Source organism: Collimonas sp. (assembly GCF_035566375.1).
In the GTDB taxonomy this organism is placed as follows: Bacteria; Pseudomonadota; Gammaproteobacteria; order Burkholderiales; family Burkholderiaceae_D; genus Collimonas.
On record NZ_DATMRK010000043.1, the window covers coordinates 15,155 to 40,015 of the forward strand.

The window sequence follows — 24,861 nt, forward strand, 5'->3', positions numbered from 1 at the left end:
TTGATGATGCGGATCGTCGGAAAATTTGCCGAGCCGGTCGCCGCCTGGTCAGGCCAGATTGAAGGGCAGCTGGCGCAGCGGCTTGCCGGTCAGCCGGGCGATGGCATTAGCGAATGCGGGTGCCAGCGGTGGCAGGCCGGGTTCGCCCATGCCCGTGGGCGGCTCGGCGCTGGGCACAATGTGGACATCGAACTCGGGGATGTCGGTGATGCGCGCCACCGTGAAGTCGCTGAAGTTGCTCTGCTCGACGACGCCGTTCTTGAGCGTGATGGCCGAACCCGGCAAACACATCGAAAGGCCCATGACGGCTGCGCCCTGCACCTGGGCTTCCACGGTGCGCGGGTTCACCGCCAGATTGCAATGCACCCCGGCGGTCACGCGGTGCAGCGCCGGCCGGCCGTCGCGTATCGAGGCCTCCACCACATAGGCCACCACGGAATCGAAGGACTCGTGCACGGCCACGCCCCAGGCACCGCCGGCGGGCAATGGCGTCTTGCCGTAGCTACTCTTGTCGACCGCCAGCTGCAGCGCTGCGCGGTGGCGCGGGTGCTTGTCGCCGAACAGATCCATTCGGTAGGCCACCGGGTCCTGGTTCGTGGTGCGTGCGATCTCGTCGATCAAGGTCTCCATCACGAAGGCGGTGTGGGTGGAACCCACACTGCGCCACCACAGCACCGGCACGTTGAGTTTTGGATGATGCACGGTCAGGCGCATCGGCAGCGGATAGGGATCGCGCATGCCCTCGGTCGCCGTGGCGTCGATGCCATTCTTCACCTGGAACTGCTCGAACACCGAGCCGGTGGTGATCGACTGGCCGACAATGACGTGGTCCCAGGCCAGCACCTTGCCTTGTTCGTCGAAGCCGATGCGGGCGCGGTGCAGGTGCATGGGGCGGTAAAAGCCGCCGCGCATGTCGTCCTCGCGGCTCCAGAGCGTGCGCACCGGTGCATTCAGCCCCGCGGCACGCGCCGCTTTCGCGATTTCGCAGGCCTCGACCACGGTATCGTTCGTACTCGAGAAACGCCGGCCAAAACCGCCGCCAGCCATCTGCACATGCACCACCACCTGCTCGGGCTTGAGGCCCAGCACACGCGCCGCCGCGGCAGCGTCCAGTCCAGCGCACTGGCTGCCAACCCACAGTTCGGCACTCTGCTCGCTGAGTGCGACGGTGCAGTTCAAAGGCTCCATCGCCGCGTGCGCGAGGTAAGGAAATACGAACTCGGCTTCCAGTTGCCGGGGCGATGTGTCGAGCGGCGCCATGTCGGCATCGAGCTTGCGCGGACCGGGGCGACCGGCCTGCTCGCGGTACTGCGCGAGCTGCCGTTCACTGTCGACCTTCTCCACCATGGATGTGTCCCACTGCAGCTTCAGCGCGTCGCGGCCCTGGGTGGCCTGCCAGTAGCCGTCCGCCACGACCGCCATGCCTTCGGCGCCGCGGTCCAGCGGCACGCGCAGCACGGCCTTCACACCTTTCACGGCGCGCGCGGCGCTGTCGTCCACGGAGGCAAGACGCGCCCCGAACACCGGCGGACGCGCCACTACGGCCGTCAGCTGACCGGGCAGTCGAACGTCGATCCCATAATCCTGCCGCCCGCTGCTCTTGGCCGCAGCATCGAGGCGCGGCGTGGGGCGACCGATGATGCGGAAATCCGTGGGGTCCTTCAGCGCAACCTTCTCGGGCACGGGCAGCGCCATGGCGGCCTCGGCGAGTTCGCCGTAACTCAGCTTGCGGCCCCCGGGGCCGAGCACCGTGCCGGCCTCCGTGCGCAAAGCGTCGACGCTCACATTCCAGCGCGCCGCGGCGGCGCTCAGCAACATGGCTCGGGCGCGCGCGCCGAGTTCGCGATACTGCGTGAAGCTGTTCTTGATCGAATGGGAACCACCGGTGAGATGGATGCCGAACAGTGGATCGACGTAGGCGGCATCGCTGGTGCCGTGCCGGCTGCGCACCAGGCTCCAGTCGGCGTCGAGCTCTTCCGCCAGGATCATCGGCAATGCGGTCTGCACGCCCTGCCCGAATTCCAGCCGGTTGATCGTTATCGTGACCTCGCCACCAGCGGCGATCTGCACGAAGGCCGACGGCTGTTCGGTCGGCTTGAGCGTGCGTGCGCCTTGGCCGGCAACCTCAGCCATTGCGAAGTGCGGAAAGACGCCGAGCACGAGCCCGCCGGCCCCGGCCAGTTTCAGGAAGCTGCGCCGCGGCAGCGCGGTGGCTTTGTCAGTTTGACTGCGCGCGACGGGGCGCTGCAGGGCGCGCGGCAGATCGCGGTCGTCGATGTCGGGCAACATGGCAGCTCCTTCAAGCAATCGTGCGGGCGGCGTCGGCGACGGCGGCGCGGATGCGAACATAGGTGCCGCAGCGGCAGATGTTGCCAGCCATGGCCTCGTCGATCTTGTCGGCGCTGGGTTGCTGGCCGGCGGGCAGTGACTTGAGCAGGGCGATCGCGCTCATGATCTGGCCGCTCTGGCAGTAGCCGCACTGCGCCACGTCGTGCTTGACCCATGCGGCGTGTACCGCGGCGCCGACCGGGTCGCTGCCATCAGTCGTGGCTTCGATGGTGGTGATCTTCCTGCCTTCCGCAGCAGAGATAGGAGTAATGCACGACCGGGTAGCCTGGCCATCCAGATGCACGGTGCAGGCGCCGCACAGCGCAGCGCCGCAACCGAACTTGGTGCCGGTCATGCCCAGCGTGTCGCGTAGAGCCCAGAGGACGGGGGTGCCGGGGTCGGCGTCGACTGTGTACTGACGACCGTTGACGTTGAGCGTGCTCATGGATAGTGGTTCTCCATAGTGTGAGTGGGGCGCGGCATAGTAAATTTACCCTGGCCAATGTCAAAATTATGGGCCTTGGCCTAAGGGATGAGCTTGCCGGTTTCGACGCCTTTCTTGCCTATTCCTATGTTTTATCGTCGTCGGTCTTTTTTTCTCAGGCAGATTCCCGCAACCGTTTGATGTCCCTTAGCGGAGGTGCTCCAAACAAACGAGTGTATTCGCGGCTGAACTGGGAGGGGCTCTCGTACCCTACGCGCAGCGCGGCGCTACTCGCATCCAGGTCTTGGTTAAGCATCAGTTGCCGGGCGTCCTGCAAGCGTAGATGCTTTAAATATTGCAAAGGGCTCATGCCAGCTACCGCACGAAAGTGCTGTCGGAAGGTGGATGGACTCATGTGGGCTTTGGTGGCCAAATCGTCGATCGGAACATTGTCCGTAAAGTGCTGCTTCAACCAAGCGATTACCTTGGCAATCTGCTGACTCGGGGAACCGACCGTGACGAGATGACGCAGCGTCGGCCCATGCTCCCCATTCAGCAGCCGGATAATAATTTCCTGCTGGATCAGCGGCACAATGAGTGGAATTAAATGCGGCTCGTCCAACAGCCGAATCAGCCGGGTCAGCGCATCCAGCAGACCCTGGTCCAATCTCACCACGGACATTGCTCGGGTGGCCGCTATCTTGAGTGGCGCCGAAAAATCCATCTCGGCAGCCACCTGGGCAATGGCGCGGCCCTCCAATTCAAGGCGAACGCCCAGGTAAGGTTCGGCGGCGGTTGCACGCGTAACATAGGACGCCACTGGCAGGTCAACCGACGTGACGAGCGACTGTCCGGGGCCATAGTCAAAAATTTCATCGCCAAGCGTGACACGTTTGCCACCTTGCACCGTTATACCCAACCCCAGACCGTAGATGCATTGCATTGGATCGGTGACTGCACTACGACGATAAATCGTCAGCGCCGGGATTTGAGTAATGTAATCCCCATCGGTTTGGGCAATGCCAGCTACCAGCTGAGCGAGATCGTTTTCATTCGCCCAAGACATTCTTTCTCCTGAATTCATGTTGACTTCCCATAAATAATCATCAGTTCGAAGCTTAGCACCATCGCTTGGCTGGCTTTCCCGATTCGTTATTGATTGATTGAATCAGGCAATAACAAGATCAAATCCGGCAAACCTGTCTGCCACCGCCGGGCTCAAAATAGCAGTCGCAAAACAACGATTTAACGCCGTATTCACCCAGACAATCACATAGGATCAACGATGAAAAAAGTATTGATAATCAACGCGCACCAGTTTTATCAAGGCATCTCCGCAGGCAAGTTGAACATGACCATGGCCGGAATCATCAAGGAGGAAATGGAAAAAAGAGACTACCAAGTCATACAAACGAATATTGAGGACGGCTACGATGTCGACGCCGAAGTTCAAAAGCACGTCCGGGCAGACATCATCATTCTGCAATCGCCGGTTTACTGGTTCGGGATGCCGTGGATATACAAGAAGTACGTCGATGAGGTATTCACCGCTGGCCTCGTGCAACAAAGTATGTTGATCGATGACGGACGCAGCCGGCAAGATCCTGGTAAACAGTACGGGACTGGCGGGAAGATGCAGGGCAAGAAGTACATGCTTTCCTTGACATGGAATGCCCCCGAAGAAGCATTCGGCGATGCTGGGCAGGTGCTGTTTCAAGGAAAATCAGTCGACGATGTATTCGTAAACAATACCGCCAACTATAAGTTTTGCGGCGCAGAAATCCTTCCATCATTTTCCTCTCACGACGTCATGAAACAGGCTGATGTCGAAGGAGATATTGCGAGACTTCGCGAGCATCTGGAGACTGTTATCTGACTAGGCTCGATTGACCGGCTACCAGATCGACCCAGGTTTACGCAGGGATGAAAGTAGCCAGACGATCAGATGCGCGCGATGTCCTAAGCGTGTACCGAGTCAGGCAAGCTCGCAGAGACTTGGCTGGCGTTGCAGCCTCTAGGCTCGGCATGGGCAGATTCCAGAGGCGGCGTTGCCCCCCGGCGGACGCCGTCCCAACCCCGTTCCTGTTTGGTTTTGCCATTACATCAGGTTATGGCCAACCAAACAATTTTTGAATTGTCGGACATCTTCTTTGGGCCTATATTACTTTCATCGCATCGTAATCCACGGCGGAGTATCGAAGACATGACAACGCGCACAAACATCGGGGTTTCCATCAGGTCGGCCAGCAAACGCTACGGTGACATGGTGGCGTTGAACGCCATAACATTGGATGTCGAGCCCGGCGAATTCGTCTCACTGTTGGGGCCGTCGGGGTCGGGGAAAACCACGTTGCTGGGCATTCTCGGCGGATTTGTCCAACCTTCGTCTGGCTCAGTCTGGAGTGGCGAGCGCGATATTACCTACATGCCGCCGCACAAGCGAGACATCGGCATCGTATTCCAAAGTTATGCCTTGTTTCCGCATATGACGGTGGGTGAAAACGTCGCATTTCCCTTGCGCGCCCGCCGCCTGCCGAAGGCCGGCTGGCCCGCGAAAGTGGCGGAGGCGCTGGCGATGGTCGAGTTGAGCGGCTACCAGGACAGGCGCATTTCACAACTGTCCGGCGGCCAGCGTCAGCGGGTTGCCTTGGCGCGCGCCATCGTATTCGAGCCGCGTCTGATCTTGATGGACGAACCGCTGTCGGCGCTAGACAAGCAATTACGGGAATCGATGCAGCTTGAATTGCGGCGGCTGCATAAAAAATTAGGCGCCACCATCATTTACGTGACGCACGATCAGCGCGAAGCCTTGACCATGAGCGATCGCGTCGCCATTTTGCGCAAGGGCAACCTGGTTCAGATCGGCACGCCGAGCCAGCTATACGATCATCCGGCGGATTCTTTCGTCGCCAGTTTTATCGGCGAATCGACACTGTTGCCGGTGACGCGGGTTGACAGCAACCGGGTCGAATTCGGCACGCTGACGCTGCGTTCGGCGCGGCCGCTGCCCGTCGGCGAGGCTCTATTGCTGGCGCTGCAAACCGAAAAATTATTGATTGACGACGGCAGCAGAGACGCCTCGGTCAATCGCATTCCTTGCCGCGTCACGGAGGTCGTCTATCAAGGCGAGAGCCTGAAGGTGTTCGTCAAGATGGCAGACAGCACCGTCATCAGCCTGCGTCAACCCAACCATCACGCCGCGCGCATGCAAATTCCGGCAGTCGGCGAACAAATGATGATGATCCTCGATCCCGAGGACACCATCATCGTACCCAAATCGAACGATCCGGCAGCCTCACCATCTTCTCATTAATTAATCAGCGAAAGGTCAGCAACATGTCACTCGATAATTTCAAGGTTTTGACATTCGATGTGGTCGGGACTCTCATCGATTTTGAAACAGGCATTCTGGATGCGGTGCGCCGCCTGGGCGGGCCGGCTGCGGCCAAGTTAAGCGACGACCAGATTTTTGAGCCGTACAAGCGCGGGCGCGATCGTTTCCCTGGCCGCTCCAGCAAGGAAATGGCGAATGTCTATCTGTCGCTGGCAAAGGAACTGGACCTGCCCACCGAACAGAATCAGGCGCAGGATTTTCAGTTGGCGGTTCTGAACTGGCCGGCGTTCGCCGATTCCGTAGCCGCGCTCAAGCGCCTGCGCAAACATTACCGGCTGGTGGCGATGACCAATGCTGATCGCGTTGCGCTGTCTTGCTATGCGCACACGCTGGCCGATCCATTCGACGACACGGTTACCTGCGACGACACCGGCGTGGCCAAGCCGGATCCGCAATTCTTTGCCTACAATCGCGGCCGGCAGTCGGCACACGGTTACAAGTTCGATGAAATCCTGCACGTTGCACAGAGCCAGCACCATGATATCGGCGTTGCTCGCGATCTCGGCTATTCGGTGTGCTGGATCGAGCGGCGCCAGGGACAAGCCGGTTTCGGTGGATCGCCGGTACCGCCGCAAGTTACCCGCCCGGATTTTCATTTTTCAACGCTCAAGGGTCTGGCGGATGCAGTCGACGCCGCCTTCGGTGCCTAATTCGACACTTGGTTGGTACATACAAATGCATAGGCAATACGTCAGGCGGAGTTCACGAAGCCATGCTCAGACCAGCGAATAATCCAGGCGCCAACTCATTGTGGGCGCATACCGCCGAGGCAGCGCCCCGGCTGGCCAGCCTGGATGCCGATATCAAAGCCGACGTCGCCATCGTCGGCGGCGGTTACTCGGGCCTGTCGGCGGCGTATTCGCTGCAGCAGCGCGGCATCCAGGCAGTGGTGCTGGACGCCAACCCTATCGGCTGGGGAGCCAGCGGCCGTAACGGCGGCGTGGTGTCGGCGAAGTTCCGCATTTCTTTCCCGGAAATCGCCAGCTCTTACGGCATCGAGACTGCCAGGCGCATGCATCGGATCGCGCATGATTCGGTGGCGACAGTTGAAGAACTGGTGGCCGAACTTGGCATCGGCAGCGCGCGTTTCGAGCGTGCGGGTAATTTGCGCTGTGCGCACACCGCGCGCGCCGCAGACGCCATCGCTGCCGAGGCGGCATGGCTGCGCCAGGAATTGGGTGATCGCGCAATCTCGGTGCTGTCACGTTCAGAGGTGGCGCAAGAAACCGGTTCGCCGGTATTTACAGGGGGCGTTCTGAATCGTGACTCCGGCACCATTCATCCGCTCAATTATGTGCGCGGCCTGGCGGCAGGCTTGACCGCGCGCAAGGTCGATATCTTCGAAAACAGCCCGGTGACGAGGATCAGGCGCGAAGCGCAAGGGCAATTGCTGGAGACGCCCGGTGGCAATGTGATGGCGCGCCAGGTGATTGTTTGCACCGATGCTTATTCCAACCTGACGGCGGCAACCAGATCGTTCAGACGCACCATCATTCCGTTTCGCAGTGCGATTATCGCCACCGATCGCCTGCCGGTCGAAGTCGATCGCAAACTTTTGGTTGGCCGTCGCAGTTATACCGAAACCCGGCGCATGATGAAATGGTTCCGCAAGGTCGATGACAGAGTGATCTTCGGCGGCCGTGGCGCTTTTGGAAAGGAAGACGCTGCGTCGGCTTTCGATGCGTTGCAGAAAGCCATGGTGGCGCTGTTTCCAGATCTTGCCGGAATCGAGGTCGGATTCAAGTGGTCCGGTTATGTGGGCATGACGCTGGACCAGTTGCCGCATGTCGGCCGGCAGGATGACCGCACCAGTTTTTGTGTCGGCTACAACGGCGCCGGGGTCGCCATGTCCAGCCTGTTGGGGCGTTACGCCGCGGCATTTGCGGCTGGCGAAAAGCCGGATGTGGCGTTGCTCGATGCAGCCCGGCTCAAAGCCGTGCCGTTCTATCCCTTGCGCGCACCGGCGGTGCGCCTGGTGGCGGGTTGGTATCAGTTGCTTGACGCCATAGGATGTTAGTGAAATTAGTGAAATTAGTGAAATAAAAATTCGTCGTCGATTATCTTACCGTTTGGAGAAAACAGCATGAAATACGTATCTTCGAGTCTTTTTATTTCTCTTGTCGTTCTGTCCGCGCTGGCCGCCAACCCGGCCTTTGCCGATGGCCAGATTACCTTTGTTTCGCAAGGCGGCGCTTATCAGGAAGCACAGACCAGTGCGATTCTCGACCCGGCGGCTAAAGCATTAGGCATCACTATCAACCAGGACAGCGTCCCCGACGCCTGGCCGTCGATCAAGACCCAAGGCAGTACCGGCAAGGTAACCTGGGATGTGGTCGATACCCCGACTGTCAACTGTATCCGCGGCGGCGAACAAAACCTGATCGAGAAACTCGACTTCAGCAAGATCCCGAATGCGGCGGCCATGCCGAGCAACTACAAGACGCCTTACTCGGTCGCCTATGAATTTTATTCCAGCGTGCTGGCCTACAACCGTGCCAAGTTTGCCAAGGGCGCGCCGTCCAGCTGGGCCGATTTCTGGGATGTCAAGAAATTTCCCGGTCGCCGCGCCTTACGCAATAACCCGCTGGCAACCCTGGAAGCGGCGCTGGTGGCCGATGGCGTGCCGAAAGATAAACTCTATCCGCTCGACGTCGACCGCGCGTTCCGCAAGCTGGAGCAAATCAAGCCGTATATCACCGTATGGTGGACATCCGGCGGCCAGTCGGCCCAGCTGTTGCATGACGGCGAAGTCGACATGATCATGATGTGGAACGGCCGCGCCAGTGCGATCATGAAGGAGGACAAGAATATTGCCTATACCTATAACGATGGCATTTTGCAAAATACCCAGCTGTGCATTCTCAAGAACTCGCCGAATCTGCAGACCGCGATCAAATTCATCAATGCCGCCATCACGCCTGAATACCAAGCCGGCCTGCCGTTGCTGATCGACTACGGCCCTGGCAATCCGGCAGCCTTTGGCACCAAGAAAATCTCGGTAGAACGGGCGGCGCAGCTGCCGAATTCTACTGCGAATGCTGCCAAGCAAGCGCTGATGTCCTACACCTGGTGGGCCTCGCCTGAGGGTGAGAAGGCGGAGAAGCGCTGGCTGGCGTTCATGCAGAAATGAAACATGAAAGCGCGCGACAAGCGCAGTAAAGAATTTTGAAAACTGCGCTGAAAACCGTGCCGTATTTTCGCCAAAAGGTGAACGCCATTGAAAACCGTAGCCGCTGATCTCTCCAGCACAACGCCCATGAAAACCGTATCGGCAGATCCAGCAGTGGCTCACCAGTGGCGCGAACAGCGCCTCATGCTGCTGCTTGCATCGCCTGCGATATTGGTGATCGTCGTGCTGCTCGTGATGCCTCTGTCCTGGCTGTTCTGGCAGTCGATTTATGCGGATGGCTTCACCTTCGAGCATTACCGCCGGATCCTGACCGAGGATATCTACCGGACCACCTTTTTCCTGACCTTCAGGATCAGTGTCGTGGTGACCTTGCTGGCGCTGGCATTAGGCTACCCGGTCGCTTATGCCGCAGCCGCGCTGCCGCGGCGCTGGTCGATGATGGTGCTGGCGATGGTGATATTGCCGTTCTGGACCAGTGTTCTGGTGCGCGCCTATGCCTGGCTGATCCTGCTCCAGCACAACGGCCTGGTCAATAAACTGCTGCTCTGGCTGGGCTTGATCGACAGCCCGTTGCCGCTGGTGCATAACGAGTTGGGCACCATTATCGCGACAGTGCATATCCTGTTGCCATTCATGGTGCTGCCGCTGTATTCAGCCATGCAAAAAATTCCCGCCGACCTGACCCTGGCCGGCGCCAGCCTGGGCGGCAGTCCGCTGCACGTTTTCTTGCGCGTATTCCTGCCGTTGTCGCTGAATGGCGTGCTGGCGGGCGTGACGCTGGTTTTCGTGCTTTGCCTGGGCTTTTACATTACGCCGGAATTGATGGGAGGAGGGCGCACGATCATGGTCTCGATGGTGGTCAGCCGGAATGTCGAATTGTACAATCAGTGGGGCGCAGGCAGCGCCGTCAGCGTAGTCTTGTTGATATGTGTGTTTGCGATTTTCTATATCGTCGGCCGTGTGATTCCACTTGAGCGCATCTTGGGGACGAAATGAAAAAATTCACATTAAGCCGCATCGTCTTCGGCGCTATCGTCTTGCTGATCCTGGCGTTTTCCATCCTGCCGGTGCTGGTCATCATCCCCGTGTCGTTTTCCGATACGCGTTTTATGACTTTTCCCCCGCCGGCCTATTCCTTGCGCTGGTATTCCGCTTTCATCAACAATCCGGCCTGGGTGGCGGCCGGCAAGACCAGCCTGATCGTCTCGGTATTGACGGTGTTGATTGCCACGCCTCTGGGGGTTGCGGCGTCTTATGCCATCGACCAATCCAATCACTGGAGCAAGCGCTATATACGGATGATGCTGATGTTGCCGCTGATGGTGCCGATCATTATCGTTGCAGTCGGGGTCTTTTTTGTGTATGCCTATACCGGCCTGCTGGCCAGCATAACCGGCCTGGTGCTGGCCAACATCATGCTCGGTTTGCCGTATGTGGTTACCTCGGTAACCGCCGGTTTGCAGAATTTCGACAAAGCCCAGGAAATGGTGGCGCGCAGCCTGGGAATGAACCGTTTTCGCAGCTTCATGATAGTGACGCTGCCACAGATCAAGGCCAGTGTCATTTCAGCCGCGATCTTCGCCTTCATCCAGGCGCTGGATGAAACAGTGGTGGCCTTGTTCATTTCCGGCGGCCAATATCAGACCTTGACCAAGCGCATGTTTACCGCACTGCGTGACGAGATCGATCCTACTATCGCGGCGATCAGCACCTTGCTGACGGCCGCATCATGCGTTCTTATTTTGTTGATGGTCTTCAGCCGTAAAGCGGCTAAGTCAGCCTAGGCCGGTTGATATGGTATAGCATGAAACGATGCCTAATCTACGTAAAAAACTGCCAAGTGCGAATGCTCTTTTTGTATTCGAAGCCGCCGCTCGATGTGGCAATTTCACCAAGGCTGCGGCCGAGCTGTACGTGACGCAACCTGCGGTAAGCCGCATGCTTTCCCGTATGGAGGAGCATATCGGCGTGCAACTTTTCGAGCGCGTGCATGGCGGTATCACTTTGACCGAAAACGGGCAGATATTGTATCGGCGGGTTGCCGAAGGTTTCCACGGGATCGAGACGGCGATTCAAGAGATTGAGGCGCGCCGCACCGGCACCGAGACGGTTACGCTATCCGTGTCTACTGCCTTCACCACGCACTGGCTGATGCCGCGCATGGGCAAATTGCACAAGGAGTTTCCCTCGGTTGACTTGCGCTTCCAGCTGATCTCGGGGAAGATCGGCGGCCCGGTCGATGATGTCGATTTAGGCATGCGCTTCGTCACCGGCGAAGAGTCCAACTATCAAGGGGCGATGGTGATGCCCGAAATCCTGCTGCCGATCTGTAGCCAGCACTATCTGGACCAGAGCGCCGTGCGTCAGGCAGAACACGAGGGCGACGTCTTGATTAACCTGAGTGACGGCGAGCGCGATTGGCAACGTCATTTTCCCGGCCTTCAAAAAAGAGGGCGCCACTCTGTGAGTGCCTTGAATTTCTCCGATTACGCCATCGTGATCCAGGCCGCGCTGCTCGGCCAGGGTATTGCCTTGGGCTGGGTCAATGTGACCAATCACTGGATGCGTAGCGGACATCTGGTTCCTGCGGTTGAGGAAGTATTCGTCACCGGCCGTACCTGCCATTTGCTGCATTCGCCCGATAAGGTACTTCGTCCCGCCGCCGCCGAGATTCGCGACTGGATCATTGAAGAAACAAGGGCGGATCTGGCGGCCGTAGATGCTTTGTATCCAGCGCTTCAACTGGCAAAGCTGGCGCACCTTTCCACATCCGGCAAACGCTGACCTGGTTTTTGCATCCTCACTGCTTTCTTTTTATCGAATATCGCTTGCGGTCAACCGATCGGGATATCCGCCCGTTTTTTCAGTGCACTTAACAAACGCAGCTAACTGGGGTCAGAGTCAAGTTGGCGATGAAGCACTGCAGAAATTGACTAACCCCGTTGACTCTGACCCCAGATGACTCTTGCTGTGGCGTGGCGATGTCATGATTTATGAAGCTAATAGGCGCCACAAACCTGACAGCTTGACTACAAACCTTTTTATGCGAAGGCGATGAACTTGATTCTCTCATTCAAAAATACAAAATGCCTCGGCGCAGCGCTGTTGCTTGCTCTGGGCATGACCTGCACACAAGCGGCATCCTTCGCCCATCCTGGCGCCTTGCATACCCAAGCCGATCTCGACCGGATGAAAACCAAAGTCGGGCAAGGCGCGCAACCCTGGCTCGACGGCTGGAACGTTCTTGTCAAAAATCCTCACGCCTCATTGAACTGGACGCCACATCCTGTTGAAGTGGTTTACCGGGGCAAAGATGGCGCCGGTCATCCTGAGAACTATGCTTCTCTGTTTAACGACGCCGCCGCAGCTTATGCGCTAGCTTTGCGCTGGAAGATAAGTGGCGACGCCGCCTATGCCGACAAAGCTATCGCCATCCTGGACGCATGGTCTGAAAAATTGACGGCGATAGGCGGTAGCTCAGACAAATTCCTGGCGTCCGGGATTTATGGCTACCAGTTCGCCAACGCGGCTGAGATCATGCGCACCTACAAGCAATGGCCAGAGGCTGATTTCAACCGTTTCAAGACGATGATGCTGAATGTTTTTTATCCGATGAACCACGATTTCCTGGTCAGGCATAACGGCGCGAAAATTGACCATTACTGGGCCAACTGGGATCTCGCCAACATGGACTCCATGATAGCCATCGGCATACTCGCTGACCGGCGCGACATCTACAACGAGGCGATCGACTACTTCAAGCACGGCCAGGGCAACGGCGCCATCGATCATGTGGTCTGGAAAATCTATCCGGACGGCTTGGGACAAACGCAGGAGAGCGGCCGCGATCAAGGCCACAATACGCTCAACGTTTCCTTGCTGGGTGCGTTTTGCCAGATGGCGTGGAATCAGCATGACGACCTGTTCGGCTATGAAGACAGCCGCGTCTTGAAAGGCGTTGAATACATTGCAAAATACAATCTTGGCATGGACGTTCCCTACGCGCCATACCGCAATAGCGATGTGACCCAGGAAGTCATTTCCAGCGCCGGTCGCGGTGACAGCCGTCCAGTCTGGGAACTGTTCTACAACCACTATGTGAATCTCAAGGGACAAGATGCACCGTATACAAAGATGTTCGCGGAAAAATTGCGCCCTGAAGGAGGAGGCGGCAATTACGGTCCCAACAGCGGCGGCTATGATCAACTCGGTTATGGCACCCTGACTTATAGCTTGAAATAAGAAAACTCCCCGAGTGATGGGGTCATGCCGACGGGTTCCAACAGCAACTCAAACCCGTCGCGCATGAAGTTCGATCAGGAAGGCATCGATCGTTTGTCTTTTGACGCCCCTTTACTGCTTCGCTTGAACGAATTTTGCAAAATTATCCAATATGGACTGCCACCCTTGTTGCTGCTGTTCGATAGGATTTTCCGATTCGGCATCAAACACAACACGAACCGTCACGCCCGTTGCTCCTGTTATGAACTCGACCGATGCAGCGCGGTCGCCAAACGAGAACTCCAGCAATTCATGAGGCACCACCTTGGTGTAGGTTCCTTCGAAATCAAAGCCGAAGCTGCCGTCCTTGGCCTCCATGCGTGATGAGAAAATGCCGCCGACGCGCAGATCGACAGTAGATTTGGTCGTGTGCCAATCGTCAGAAGCTGTGTTCCACTGCTTGATATCGCTCGGCGTTGTGTAAGCACTCCAGACCTTGGCGACGGGAGCATTGATGAGAGTTTCGACGGTGATTTTCGTGGTCATGATTCCTCCTGTCATTTATTGTTAAGAGCTTGAGTGTATAAAACTTTCAGATAACTCCGCAACTCCATTCGCAGTTGACCTGATGTCGATTTTTTCAGGGAGTTACCATCGATCAGGCGATGGAATAACCGCCGTCAATGAGCAGGCCGTGACCGGAAACGAACGAGGCGTCATCCGAAGCAAGGAAGGCGACGACGCTAGCAATCTCTTCGGACCTGCCGGCGCGAGCGGGAACGGTCGAGGCTGCGAAGGCGTCCTTCGCCTCGGTGCTCGGCCAGATGCGCACCTGGAACGGGGTATCGATGATACCGGGATTGACGGCGTTGACGCGCACGCCCTGCTTGAACAATTCAATCGACGCCGTCTTGGTCAGGCCGAGAACCGCGTGCTTGCTGGCGATATACAGGCCCGCATTGGCGAAGCCGATTACGCCGCCCATCGATGCATTGTTGATGATGGCGCCGCCGCCTTGCGCCAGCATTGCCTTCGCTTCGTGCTTCATCGACCAGAAGACGCCGCGGACATTGGCGTTAAAAATCGTGTCATAGGTTTCATTCGATTGCTCCACGAAGGGGGTGAACTCACCTTCGGTACCCGCATTGTTGAAGGCAACGTCGATCCGACCATAGATCGAGATCGTCTTTGCAACCAGATCGATCACATCTTGTTCGATATTGATGTCGGCGACGACAGCCGACGCTTCGTAACCGTCGTTCTTGATTTCGGCGACGAGCGCATCGATTTCGGCCCGGCGGCGTGCGCTGGCGACCACTTTGGCGCCACGGCGGGCCAGTTCGATGGCCGTGGCGCGGCCGATGCCGGAACTGGCGCCGGTGACCAGTGCGACTTTTCCGGAAAGAGTTTGGGGTGAGACGGAAGCATTCATTTGTTTCTCCATGATCAATAAGTTGAGGGCTAAGGAAGGGAAAAAGAAAATTCCGTTGCCTCCTTGGACGCTATTCTGCAACTTGGCATTGATATGATAAAGTGGTCAATGTTTCGTACACTACTGAATGGTGTTCATCAATGGAAAATGCCGAGCTAGCCGAACTTGCTGTATTTGCCTTGGTGGCGAAGTATTTAAGCTTTCGCCAGGCAGCCACCGAAAGAGGCGCATCTGCGTCCGCGATCAGTCATTCGATACGCAGCCTGGAAACCCGGGTGGGAGTACGCCTTTTTCATCGCACCACACGCAGTGTTTCGCTGACCGAAGCCGGGGAGATGTTGTTTGCTCGGTTGAGGCCGGCATTTTCGGATATGCGGGCAGCCGTGGATGAGTTGAACTCCTTCCGTGCCACGCCTTTCGGTACAGTCAGGATCAATGTTCCCAACTCGATTGCTCCTTTTGTACTCGGCGACGCGATGGAGCTGCTGCTAAAGCGCAATCCCGGACTAAAGCTGGAGATCGTGGCCACTGACACGCTGGTCGATATCGTGGAACAAGGTTTCGATGCTGGAATCCGCTTCGGTGAACGTCTGTCGCAGGACATGATTGCGGTCCGGATCAAATCGAAGTTCCGCTTCACCGTCGTCGGTTCGCCAAGCTATTTCGAAGGCAAGCAGCCGCCCTTGACCCCCCATGATCTGCATAGCCACACTTGCATCCGATATGCATTTCCCAGCGGAACGATCTTTAATTGGGAATTCTTCAAGAACGGTGAGAACGTTCCGGTCGAGGTCGGGGGCGCGTTAACCGTCGATAGCCAAGAATTAATGGCGGATGCTGCAGCGCGAGGTTTGGGCCTGGCGTACGTCTGGGAAGACCGAGCAGCGCCTTACCTGCGCGATGGCCGGCTCAGACGCTGTCTCGATGATTGGTGCATCGTCGATGAAGGATTATTTCTTTATTTCCCAAGCCGCAGGCACCAGTCTGCCGGACTCAGAGCATTGATTGAGGCGATGAAGGCATAGGCTGAGCAGGCAACTTAACTGGCCAAGGATCGGCCCACGCCGGAATGCCCGTCAACACGTCAATCCAGCGCACGATATTGGGAAACGCCTGCAGCGGCATTTCCGATTCCCGCCAGTAGGTCGCCATTGAGGCGAGATGGAAGTCTGCGATGGTAAGCCTTTCACACGCAACAAAGGTACGGCCCGCCAGGTGGCCGTCCAAGACTTTTGCGAATTTCACAAAATCCGCTACGCAGGTCTTCAGCGACGCGCTGTCCGGCGCCCCGAGTCCGAATGTCGCCTTGACGATATGCTCGAAATAAAACGGCGCGACGGCGGGCGACCAGTGGCAATCGCTCCAGGACAACCAGCGCAGCACCTCGACTTGCTCGGCCGGATTGTGAGCTGGCCACATGTCCGACCCTGTCTTGATGCAAAGATGGGCCATGATGGCCTGAGACTCCCACAGCACAAGATCGCCATCGACCAGCGTGGGCGCCTTCATGTTGGGATTAAGCGCTGCATAGTCAGCCGTCTTAAGCCCGCCAGCCTTGACGTCAACTTCAATAAACTCGGCCTTGACGCCGAGATGCTTAGCCAGCGCCAGCACGCGCCGCGGCGCCTGGGCCTTGATCCAGTAGATTTTCATGTCGATTTTTCAGTTTGAAGATTGGCAAACGCCTTGGCAATCCGCAGCGGAGCAGTGGGGCGCGCGTACATCCTGTCCAGGTAAGCGCGCAACTGAGGGTGCTGGTCGATCAAATGATATTCGTTGGCCCAATCCATCAGATACGCCGTCACGCAATCGGCTACGCTGATGGTGTCGCCGACGATGAATTGCCGTCCCTCCATGTGCTTATCCAATATGGCCGCCATGGCAACAAACTCCTGGCTCGCGCGCGGGATTTCTTGGGGCAAACGCTGGTCTTCCGGGTACAGCCAGCTGTGGCGTGTGATGCGCCACAACGGCTGCTCAAGTTCAGTCATGGCAAACATCACCCAGCGATACGCTTGGGCTAACTGTTTACGATCAGCAGGAAGCAGCCCTTTATCAGGGTATTTTTCAGCCAGATAGACGACAATCGCTGCCGATTCGGTGAGTACCATATCGCCGTCGACCAGCACCGGCACCTTGCCAGCGGGGTTGAGACGGAGGAATTCGGGACGATGCTGTTCCCCGGCCAAGAGGTCGACCGGCACGAATTCGAATTCGGCGCCGAGCTCGTTTAATGCCCACAGCACGCGAATTGAGCGGGTGGCGGCAAATCCATAGAGTTTCATCATGATATTTCCTTTCGGAATTAAGTTAATTGTTGATAACCAGACGAATGGAGAACCGTAAATCAAAATGGCTCGGGTCAATTTTTTCGGCAGCCGACGCAGCGCCGGCCTACAGTAGCTAGTCGAATGGTGAAACGCCGAATCGACACGGTCGCTAATTATTTCTTGGCTACCCACGACAACTCTGCGTCTGCGGCGACATAGCGAACATGGTGGTAGTCGCGGATGAAGGTGATTCGGCCGTCGCGCCACTCGAGCCACATCATGTAGCTGGGCTTTGGATCGGCGCGGTCGTCGAAGACTGCAATTACATCCCGGCCCTCGAGCCAGCCTGGGGCAAGCCACACGCCGCTGCTCTTGGCGTAGTTTGTGAAGAACATGCCAACGTCTGCCGCGCCGACACGAAGCGGGTACGCGGACTGTTGAAGTTTCACGTCATCGGCCAGGAGCGCACGTAGGCCGTCCCAGTCGCGCTGGTTGAAGAGCGCGACATAACGCGCCGTCTCAGCGGACACCGAGCGCGCCTCCGGAACCGGGCCGGCTTGTGCGTTGATCTCCCGAAGATGCGCGCGCCCCCGCGCCAGATGGCCCTTCACGGCGTCGACCGTGAGGTCGAGGAGGGCGGCGATCTCTAGCAGCGACTCGTCGAGCACATCCTTCAGGATGACGACGCTCCTTTGCAGGATGGGTAGCTCCGCAAAGCGCGAAACCGCGGTTTTGACAGCTTCCTGGCGCATCAGCATCTCCAAGGGGTCAGGGGTGGTCGAGTCGGCGATGTCCGAGGCGGCGTCGATCGGTTCGGCCATGCGCACCGCCCGGCCGCGTAGCAGGTCGAGGGCGCGGTTGTGGGCGATTCGGAATAACCAGGGTCGAAGCGGTGGCGTCTCGTCCAGATCTTGCAGTGCCGCCAAAGCCCGGATGAGTGTGTCTTGCACGACGTCCTCGCCGTCGATGACCGATCCCATCAGACGCGCGCAATAGCGGTGCAGCTCTGGCCGCAGCTGGTCGGCCAGGGCGAGGAGTTCCGCCCGGTTGTCTTTGAGGTTCATCAGTCTGCTCCGTTGTCCAGGTATAGCTAAGACGATCGAGGCACGGAAAAGGAGTCAATCAAGGCCGCTAGGCAATGAATGTCCCAATGCCGGTTGAAATAAGCACAGAATCCTTCAAGCCCCTGCGCCCAGCGACGCAGTTCGGCCTCGGTGGTCTTTCGCACCGGTGTTTACAGGATAAGGATAAGTATAGACACAGCATCAAATCTTCCACGCCAGGATGAAAATTTGAAGGTGTACCGATCAAGTTTTGGCGAGCTTGGGAACGGCAGGCTTGCAATCCTTTTTTGTCATGCGCCCTGATTCGCCGCCAAGCGCCAACTCCTTCAGTTTCGTGAGATCGAGGATCTGCAAATCCCGTTTGTCTACAGCAATCCATCCATGGGTTCTGAAATGGGACAAGAGCCGGCTGATGCTTTCGATGGTCAGTCCAAGGTAGTTGCCGATATCGTCGCGCGACATGCGCAGCTGGAAGCTGGTGGAGGAGTAGCCGCGCGCCAGGTAGCGCGAAGAAAGATTGACCAGGAAAGCCGCAAACCGTTGCTCGGCACGCATATTTCCCAGCAAGAGCATGACACTTTGGTCACGCGTGATTTCCTGGCTCATGATCCGGTGGAAATGATGCAGCAGGGTCGGGATATGGCTGAATAATTCTTCCAGCCGCGTAAATGGAATCTCGCATACTTCGCTGTCTTCCAGCGCCACGGCGTCGCAGTGGTGATGATCGGCACTGATGGCGTCCATGCCAAGTAATTCGCCGGCCATCTGGAAACCGGTAATCTGCTGTTCGCCACCGTTGTTTATATGGCAGGTTTTGAAATGTCCGAAACGAATCGCGTAAAGATTTTTAAACGGATCCCCCATCCGGTACAGACGCTGGTCGCGCAAGATGCGTTGTCCGCGTCCGATGATCTGGTCGAGACGAGTCATGTCGGCACTTTCCAGACCCATCGGCAGGCATAGCTGGTGCAGGCTGCAACTGGCGCAGCTGGCTTTTAATATGGGGATATTCAGGAGTGGCGAAGCCACTCTGGGAAACGGCGTGCTCATGGAAGTGGGGTACCCGAGGTTCGTTGCTGGTTGACTATCGATGCCGCATGCGGACCCGCGGGATGTGGTTCTGGCAATAACCGAGGCCGGGTGCAGCGGACCCTGGCGGTATCTTGCAGTTGAATCTACCCCCTGACTGTACTCCCTATGCGGGGGATGTACAAACCAGGGCCGGTCCGGACATGTCGCAATGGCCATGCGTTGGCAATTTATCCGGCCTTTCGCCGATCAGGCCTGTCAATCGTGATAGTTATCCGTTGTTCTTGATGTGCATCAAATCCTTATTTCCTGCGGCACCTAAGATGGTTGCCAGAGCGTGCAGTCAAGCGCGGCACGCAATCTGAATGAAACCGAGTTTACAACCGATAACGGAGAGTCGAAATGAAAAGCGATCGTCAGTTAAAGCAGGATGTCATGGATGAGTTGGAATGGGATCCGTCTGTCAAGGATGTCGAGATCGGCGTCGAGGTGAAGGACGGGGTGGTGACCCTGGCCGGGCATTTAGGCAGTTATGCCGAGAAATATGCTGCTGAACGCGCGGCGTTGCGTGTCGCCGGCGTCAAGGGAGTTGCGGTGGAAATCGATGTGTGGCTACCCGGTACAAGTGAACGTAAGGATGCCGATATCGTGCACGCCTCTGAATTCGCATTGGAATGGAACGTGCTGATCCCCAAGGGCAAGGTCAAGGTGATGGTTGAGGGCGGATGGGTGACGCTGAGCGGCGAACTGGAGCGCAATTATCAGCGCCTGGCCGCGGAAAAGGCCCTGCGCAACCTGATGGGAGTCGTCGGCATCAGCAATCAGATCGTGGTCAAGCCGGCCGTGTTGCCCGGCGATGTCAAGCTCAAGATCGAGGCCGCATTGCAGCGCCGCGCTCACATGGAAACACAAGGCATCTCGGTGCTGGTCAGCGGCGACCAGGTGACTCTTACCGGCCCGGTGCGTTCGTGGTCGGAACGCTACGCCGCATTGCAGGCGGCAGCGGCGGCCTCGGGTGTGGTGCGTGTCGTCGATAAAATGGTAATTGCCTAGGGCCTGTTGCCATTCAATTTGGGAGATGCGTTCAAAGCAAAACGTGTGGTGGCAAGGCGCATGGCTTGCTGGGGCTGGTGCCCCAGCAAGCCATGCAACGCGGCCAGCGCACGTTTTGCTTTGAACCCTCCGGGAACGGCTGCAGGCGTCGCATGCCGTTGTTGCGGCTCCATGTCGTAACATTCGGTAGCACCGCTACGTCGCGTCACCGCGCCTAGGCACGCAACGCCTGCCGCGCGTTCGCACTCCCAAATTGAACGGCAACAGGCCCTAGGCGTTGCGGGCAGGGCGGATGACGGCATCCGTCTTCTTTTGATATGCCGCCTGATCTGGTTTCGTCATAAAGCGCGTTGTCAGCCATCCCTGGCCGGCAACGCGCTTTTTCTTTCAGTGCGACATCAGCACCGGCACCGTCATCGAAGCCAGGACGGTGCGGGTCACTCCTCCCAGCAAGACTTCGCGGAAGCGGGTGTGACCATAACCGCCCATGACGATCAGATCGGCGCCGAAGTCCGCAGCGTGCGATAACAGCGCATTGCCGACATCAATATCGGCTGGTATTTTCTGTTCCGATACCTCCAGCTTGACGCCGTGACGCGCCAGGAAAAGAGCGATGTCGGCTCCCGGTTGTTCGCCGTGGGCATCGGACGGCCTGCCGCGGTCAAGCACCAGTACCTGAACCAGATCGGCCCGTTGCAGCAATGGAATCGATGCACTGACGGCGCGTGTCGCCTCCATGCTGCCGTCCCAGGCAAGCAGCACTTTTTTGCCAACTTGAGGGAAATGACCTGCGTAAGGGATGATTAGCACCGGCTTGCCCGAATTCATCAGTACGTACTCCTGAAAATCGGCACGCAGTACGGGTGAGTAATCAACCGGATTGACCTGGCCGATTACCACCAGGTCGCTGTAGCGCGCCTGCAGCGCCAGGCCGGCGCCGGCGTCGTCGTCGATCAGACGTTTTTCGAAAGACTTGACGTCCATCTTCCAGGCAACAGATTCAAATTCCGTCAGCAGACTTGCAGCATGTTCACGCAGCTCGGCCAGCGCCGGGCCGATTAAAGACAGATTGCTTTCTCCGATCACGCCCGGCATAAGAAATTGCGGCGCAACCCCGGTCGCTGCGGCGCCGATCAAATGCGCATTGTATTTTTGCGCAAGGAAAGCGGCAATTCTGATCGGTTCGTGCGCGCGCCTGGACTCATCCACGTGCACGAGTATGGTTTTATATTCCATGTGATACCCCTCTGGTTGATCAACGCAGAAGATCTGCTTTGATAAAATATTTGCGGGCAAACGCCAGCAATTGCGCGTCGCTCGGATGATCTACGGTTTCCACGCTGACGATGTTTTCTGCCAGTTCGTGTTCGTGCCTCAACAAATGTTTGACGAACGCCATCTTTTCCAGGCCCGGCCCGACAATCAGGATTTCAAGAGAATGCTTCAACGCATTCGCAATGTCGGTGAAATAGGGCAGTTGTTCTACCGGATCAGCCATCCCGGATTTTCCTGCCGATGCACGTCGATTTGCATGCTTCGAATGCGTCTTGATGATTTCATGCTGTTCCGCATCCTGGTTGAACTGGATGACGTGTGCTTCCGTATGATCCAGCCATACGACGACGTGATTAAATGACATTTTTTCTCCGTTAGAAAATAGGGAACCGGTTATGAGCTTAATTCGATGCAGGACCAAGGTTTTGATGTATGTCAAAAAACCAGTTGGTTTTCTGGACGCCTGCCGGACGTTTACCGGATTGCCCCGGCGATTGGGATAAAGCTATGGAAACCTTGGCTGACTAGCCGAGAAATACCTTCATTGCATGTCGTGCAGCGATCCACTCTTCATTCGTCGCCTCCACAGCAACGGCGACCCGGCTGTCTGCTGTCGATATCAAGCAATCGTTGCGTTGGTTGGCATCGAGGTCCAGGTGCAATCCCAGGAACCCCAAGTCGCGGCAGACCCGGCTACGGATTTCTGCGCTGTGCTCGCCGACGCCGGCCGTAAATACCAGCAGGTCGAGACCGCCTAACACCGCAACCAGCGCACCGATTTCGCGGACGATGCGGCGCACGTACAGCGCGAGCGCAGCGCGCACCTGCTCACCAATGGCGTCGTCCCGTGCCTCTTGCGCGAAGAGTAGCGGCGGATCGGCGGAAACTCCAGAAACGCCAAGCAAGCCTGACTCGTGGTACAGCAGGTGAGCCACTTGCGCCAGGCTCAGTTTTTCGATTTCCATCAGGTAAATCACTGCACCCGGATCGAGTGCGCCGCAGCGGGTGCCCATCATCAATCCGTCCAGGGCGGAAAACCCCATTGTGGTGGCAACGCTGCGCAGATCCTGCATTGCACACAGGCTGGCGCCGCTGCCCAGATGAGCAGCAATGACGCGACCGCGGGCGGCTGTGCCGAATCGTTGGTCCAGCGCCACTGACAGATATTCATAAGACAAGCCATGAAATCCATAGCGGCGCAGGCCGCGTTCCCATAGTGAATGGGGCAGCGGCAGCATTTGCTCGACCTGCGGCAGCGTGTGATGGAAGGCGGTATCGAAGCAGGCGACCTGCAACAGGCCGGGCTGGCTGGCCAGCAGCACTTCGATTGCTTCCAGCGCAAACGGCTGATGCAAAGGCGCCAGTGGAATGTAATTCTTCAAGTCCGCCAGCACTGCTGCATCAATTTTGGTCGGTGCGGAATACTTGCTGCCGCCGTGCACCACGCGATGCGCAACGGCGCACAAGCGGCGTGCGCCGAGATGCGCGCCGGCGCGCTCGCGGATACGCATCAGCGCGGTGTGATAGGGCTGCTTTGGATCCAGCGTCAGTGCTTCGGATTCACCGCCAGTCTCGACGTAACTTGGCTTGGCGCCGCCTATGCCCTCGACCTTGCCTTTCCACTCAGCCTGCCGCGGCCGGGCGGCATGAGTAGCATCAAACAAAGCGAACTTGATGCTGGATGAACCGCAGTTGAGCACCAGGATGAATTTTTCATCGTGGCCGGACGGAGTCGCGGACTGAATCTCGGGCTCAACCTCGGACTGAATCTCGGACTTGATGCGGGTAGTCATTGAGGATGGTCACGGTAATGGTGCGCCAGCATCAGCGCGATGGCGCAAGAGGCGATGCGGGTTGCGCGCGAATCGGAGCGGCTGGTGAGGATGATCGGCACTTTGGCGCCAAGCACGATGCCGGCGCTGGCGGCGTCGCTCAGATATTCGAGTTGTTTGGCCAGCATGTTGCCGCTTTCCAGATCCGGTACTACCAGGATATCGGCGCGCCCGGCAACTTCCGATACGATGCCCTTGATGCGCGCGGCGGCTGCCGAGACTGCATTGTCGAAAGCTAGAGGGCCATCCAGGATAGCGCCGGAAATCTGACCGCGATCAGCCATCTTGCACAGTACCGCAGCATCCAGCGTCGCTTGCATGCGCGGATTGACCGTTTCCACCGCGGCCAGGATCGCTACGCGCGGGCAGGCGACGCCGATCACATGCGCCAGGTCGATGGCATTGCGCACGATGTCGACTTTTTCATCCAATGTAGGGGCGATATTGATGGCCGCATCGGTGATGATGAAAGGGCGCGGATAGGCCGCAGTTTGCATCAGATAACAATGGCTGATGCGGCGCTTGGTGCGCAGTCCGGCTGCGGCCGCCAGTACCGCTTGCATCAACTCGTCTGTATGCAGACTGCCTTTCATCAATGCCTCAACTTCGCCTTTGGCCGCCATTTCGGCGGCGCGTGCGGCCGCCGCATGGCTGTGCGGAACATCTTCAATGGTAATCCCGGTCAAGTCCAGGCCGGCAGCAGCTGCCACTGCTTCGAGCTTGGCGCGCGGCGCCACCAGCAACGGTTCGATCAAACGCGCCTGGCGCGCGTCTAGCGCAGCTGAGAGACTCAGTTCGTCGCAGGGATGCACCACCGCCACGCGGATGGCGCTGAGCGGGCGCACGTGTTCCAGCAAACGCTGGACCTTGTCGCCGGAACCGAGGCGCACTTCCAGCAAGGTCATTCTGGGCCACGCGATCTTTTCGCTCGGCGCGATTACCTCGGCCTCACCTTCGATCACGATCTTGCCATCCTGGTTGACGCATGAGCATCTCAAACGGAGTTGTTTCGTCTCAGGCTCACGCGCAGTCACTGTGACGCTGATGGACAGGGTGTCGCCAACCCGCACCGGATGCAAGAAGCGCAAAGTCTGGTCCAGATACACGGTACCCGGCCCGGGCAGGCGCGTGCCCAGCACTGCTGAAATCAGCGACGCTCCCCACATGCCGTGGGCGATCACGCCATGGAAGCGGCTGGCAGCGGCGAACTCTGGATCGAGATGCTGCGGATTGATGTCGCCAGACATGACTGCAAACAGCTGGATGTCCTGGGTGCTCAACATGCGTTCCATGCTGGCGCTGTCGCCGACTGCGATTTCATCGAAAGTCAGATTGCGGATCAGCCGTAAATCATCGTGGAAGGCAGGGTGGACGGTGTCAGTCATCGGTGTCAGTCATGTTAGTCAAGA

The 24,861-nt window shown here is 57.8% G+C and carries 24 protein-coding genes; 11 read left to right on the forward strand and 13 right to left on the reverse strand.

Translation table 11 applies throughout. The features are described 5' to 3' along the window. Positions 1 to 48: 48 nt before the first annotated feature. From VNZ60_RS13280 to VNZ60_RS13290, 3 genes are all read right to left on the reverse strand, one after another. On the reverse strand, positions 49 to 2,289 hold the full coding sequence (locus VNZ60_RS13280; RefSeq protein WP_325659870.1) for a xanthine dehydrogenase family protein molybdopterin-binding subunit: 2,241 nt from the start codon (positions 2,287 to 2,289) through the stop codon (positions 49 to 51). Between the two features lie 10 nt (positions 2,290 to 2,299). Further along, positions 2,300 to 2,773, reverse strand: coding sequence for a (2Fe-2S)-binding protein (locus VNZ60_RS13285; RefSeq protein WP_325659872.1), 474 nt, complete (start codon positions 2,771 to 2,773; stop codon positions 2,300 to 2,302). Between the two features lie 154 nt (positions 2,774 to 2,927). Further along, positions 2,928 to 3,818: an AraC family transcriptional regulator gene (locus VNZ60_RS13290; RefSeq protein WP_325659874.1), complete on the reverse strand. Its 891-nt coding sequence runs from the start codon at positions 3,816 to 3,818 to the stop codon at positions 2,928 to 2,930. 219 nt (positions 3,819 to 4,037) lie between these two features. On the opposite strand from VNZ60_RS13290, the gene VNZ60_RS13295 reads away from it, so the two are divergent. From VNZ60_RS13295 to VNZ60_RS13335, 9 genes are all read left to right on the forward strand, one after another. Further along, the gene (locus tag VNZ60_RS13295) at positions 4,038 to 4,628 is read left to right on the forward strand and encodes an NAD(P)H-dependent oxidoreductase (protein ID WP_325659875.1); all 591 of its coding nucleotides are present in this window, start codon (positions 4,038 to 4,040) and stop codon (positions 4,626 to 4,628) included. A gap of 327 nt (positions 4,629 to 4,955) precedes the next feature. Further along, positions 4,956 to 6,065 carry an ABC transporter ATP-binding protein gene (locus tag VNZ60_RS13300; protein ID WP_325659876.1) on the forward strand — a complete coding sequence of 370 codons (1,110 nt, stop codon included), beginning with the start codon at positions 4,956 to 4,958 and terminating at the stop codon, positions 6,063 to 6,065. Between the two features lie 23 nt (positions 6,066 to 6,088). Then, positions 6,089 to 6,796: an HAD-IA family hydrolase gene (locus tag VNZ60_RS13305; protein ID WP_325659878.1), complete on the forward strand. Its 708-nt coding sequence runs from the start codon at positions 6,089 to 6,091 to the stop codon at positions 6,794 to 6,796. Between the two features lie 62 nt (positions 6,797 to 6,858). Continuing rightward, a complete protein-coding gene (locus tag VNZ60_RS13310) occupies positions 6,859 to 8,163 on the forward strand; it encodes an NAD(P)/FAD-dependent oxidoreductase (RefSeq protein WP_325659880.1) in 1,305 nt (434 codons plus the stop codon). A gap of 66 nt (positions 8,164 to 8,229) precedes the next feature. Then, positions 8,230 to 9,276: an ABC transporter substrate-binding protein gene (locus tag VNZ60_RS13315; RefSeq protein ID WP_325659882.1), complete on the forward strand. Its 1,047-nt coding sequence runs from the start codon at positions 8,230 to 8,232 to the stop codon at positions 9,274 to 9,276. Between the two features lie 126 nt (positions 9,277 to 9,402). Then, positions 9,403 to 10,272, forward strand: coding sequence for an ABC transporter permease (locus VNZ60_RS13320; RefSeq protein ID WP_325659884.1), 870 nt, complete (start codon positions 9,403 to 9,405; stop codon positions 10,270 to 10,272). Beyond that, positions 10,269 to 11,060 carry an ABC transporter permease gene (locus tag VNZ60_RS13325; RefSeq protein ID WP_325659886.1) on the forward strand — a complete coding sequence of 264 codons (792 nt, stop codon included), beginning with the start codon at positions 10,269 to 10,271 and terminating at the stop codon, positions 11,058 to 11,060. The genes VNZ60_RS13320 and VNZ60_RS13325 overlap by 4 nt, the downstream gene beginning before the upstream one ends. Before the next feature lie 28 nt (positions 11,061 to 11,088). Further along, positions 11,089 to 12,060, forward strand: coding sequence for a LysR family transcriptional regulator (locus VNZ60_RS13330; RefSeq protein WP_325659888.1), 972 nt, complete (start codon positions 11,089 to 11,091; stop codon positions 12,058 to 12,060). A gap of 270 nt (positions 12,061 to 12,330) precedes the next feature. Beyond that, a complete protein-coding gene (locus VNZ60_RS13335; protein ID WP_325659889.1) occupies positions 12,331 to 13,518 on the forward strand; it encodes an alginate lyase family protein in 1,188 nt (395 codons plus the stop codon). A 111-nt stretch (positions 13,519 to 13,629) separates the two neighbouring features. Here the strand turns inward: VNZ60_RS13335 and VNZ60_RS13340 are convergent, their stop codons facing one another. Continuing rightward, positions 13,630 to 14,043, reverse strand: a complete 414-nt coding sequence (locus VNZ60_RS13340; protein WP_325659890.1) for an SRPBCC family protein — start codon at positions 14,041 to 14,043, stop codon at positions 13,630 to 13,632. 112 nt (positions 14,044 to 14,155) lie between these two features. Continuing rightward, positions 14,156 to 14,929: a glucose 1-dehydrogenase gene (locus tag VNZ60_RS13345; protein ID WP_325659892.1), complete on the reverse strand. Its 774-nt coding sequence runs from the start codon at positions 14,927 to 14,929 to the stop codon at positions 14,156 to 14,158. A gap of 140 nt (positions 14,930 to 15,069) precedes the next feature. Here VNZ60_RS13345 and VNZ60_RS13350 point away from each other — a divergent pair, with 140 nt between their 5' ends. Beyond that, positions 15,070 to 15,954 (forward strand): LysR family transcriptional regulator, encoded by an 885-nt coding sequence (locus VNZ60_RS13350; RefSeq protein WP_325659894.1) that lies wholly within the window; start codon positions 15,070 to 15,072, stop codon positions 15,952 to 15,954. Here VNZ60_RS13350 and VNZ60_RS13355 read toward each other — a convergent pair. The 4 genes from VNZ60_RS13355 to fnr all read right to left on the reverse strand — a co-directional run bounded on the left by VNZ60_RS13355 (position 15,923) and on the right by fnr (position 19,313). After that, on the reverse strand, positions 15,923 to 16,582 hold the full coding sequence (locus VNZ60_RS13355; RefSeq protein WP_325659895.1) for a glutathione S-transferase family protein: 660 nt from the start codon (positions 16,580 to 16,582) through the stop codon (positions 15,923 to 15,925). The two genes, VNZ60_RS13350 and VNZ60_RS13355, sit on opposite strands and share 32 nt — an antisense overlap. Beyond that, positions 16,579 to 17,214, reverse strand: a complete 636-nt coding sequence (locus tag VNZ60_RS13360; protein ID WP_325659969.1) for a glutathione S-transferase family protein — start codon at positions 17,212 to 17,214, stop codon at positions 16,579 to 16,581. The genes VNZ60_RS13355 and VNZ60_RS13360 overlap by 4 nt, the downstream gene beginning before the upstream one ends. 158 nt (positions 17,215 to 17,372) lie before the next feature. Further along, the gene (locus VNZ60_RS13365) at positions 17,373 to 18,263 is read right to left on the reverse strand and encodes a sigma-70 family RNA polymerase sigma factor (RefSeq protein ID WP_325659897.1); all 891 of its coding nucleotides are present in this window, start codon (positions 18,261 to 18,263) and stop codon (positions 17,373 to 17,375) included. A gap of 243 nt (positions 18,264 to 18,506) precedes the next feature. Then, positions 18,507 to 19,313, reverse strand: coding sequence for a fumarate/nitrate reduction transcriptional regulator Fnr (fnr, locus tag VNZ60_RS13370; protein WP_325659898.1), 807 nt, complete (start codon positions 19,311 to 19,313; stop codon positions 18,507 to 18,509). A 381-nt stretch (positions 19,314 to 19,694) separates the two neighbouring features. Between fnr and VNZ60_RS13375 the strand changes: the two genes are divergently transcribed. After that, positions 19,695 to 20,345, forward strand: coding sequence for a BON domain-containing protein (locus tag VNZ60_RS13375; RefSeq protein ID WP_325659899.1), 651 nt, complete (start codon positions 19,695 to 19,697; stop codon positions 20,343 to 20,345). 387 nt (positions 20,346 to 20,732) lie between these two features. On the opposite strand, the gene VNZ60_RS13380 is transcribed toward VNZ60_RS13375, so the two are convergent. From VNZ60_RS13380 to VNZ60_RS13395, 4 genes are all read right to left on the reverse strand, one after another. Beyond that, positions 20,733 to 21,581, reverse strand: coding sequence for a universal stress protein (locus VNZ60_RS13380; RefSeq protein WP_325659901.1), 849 nt, complete (start codon positions 21,579 to 21,581; stop codon positions 20,733 to 20,735). 19 nt (positions 21,582 to 21,600) lie between these two features. Beyond that, on the reverse strand, positions 21,601 to 21,984 hold the full coding sequence (locus tag VNZ60_RS13385) for a translational machinery protein (protein ID WP_325659902.1): 384 nt from the start codon (positions 21,982 to 21,984) through the stop codon (positions 21,601 to 21,603). 160 nt (positions 21,985 to 22,144) lie between these two features. Continuing rightward, positions 22,145 to 23,413: an acetate/propionate family kinase gene (locus VNZ60_RS13390; RefSeq protein ID WP_325659903.1), complete on the reverse strand. Its 1,269-nt coding sequence runs from the start codon at positions 23,411 to 23,413 to the stop codon at positions 22,145 to 22,147. Next, a complete protein-coding gene (locus VNZ60_RS13395) occupies positions 23,410 to 24,837 on the reverse strand; it encodes a bifunctional enoyl-CoA hydratase/phosphate acetyltransferase (protein ID WP_325659905.1) in 1,428 nt (475 codons plus the stop codon). Before VNZ60_RS13395 ends, VNZ60_RS13390 begins: the two co-directional genes overlap by 4 nt. Between the last annotated feature and the right edge of the window lie 24 nt (positions 24,838 to 24,861).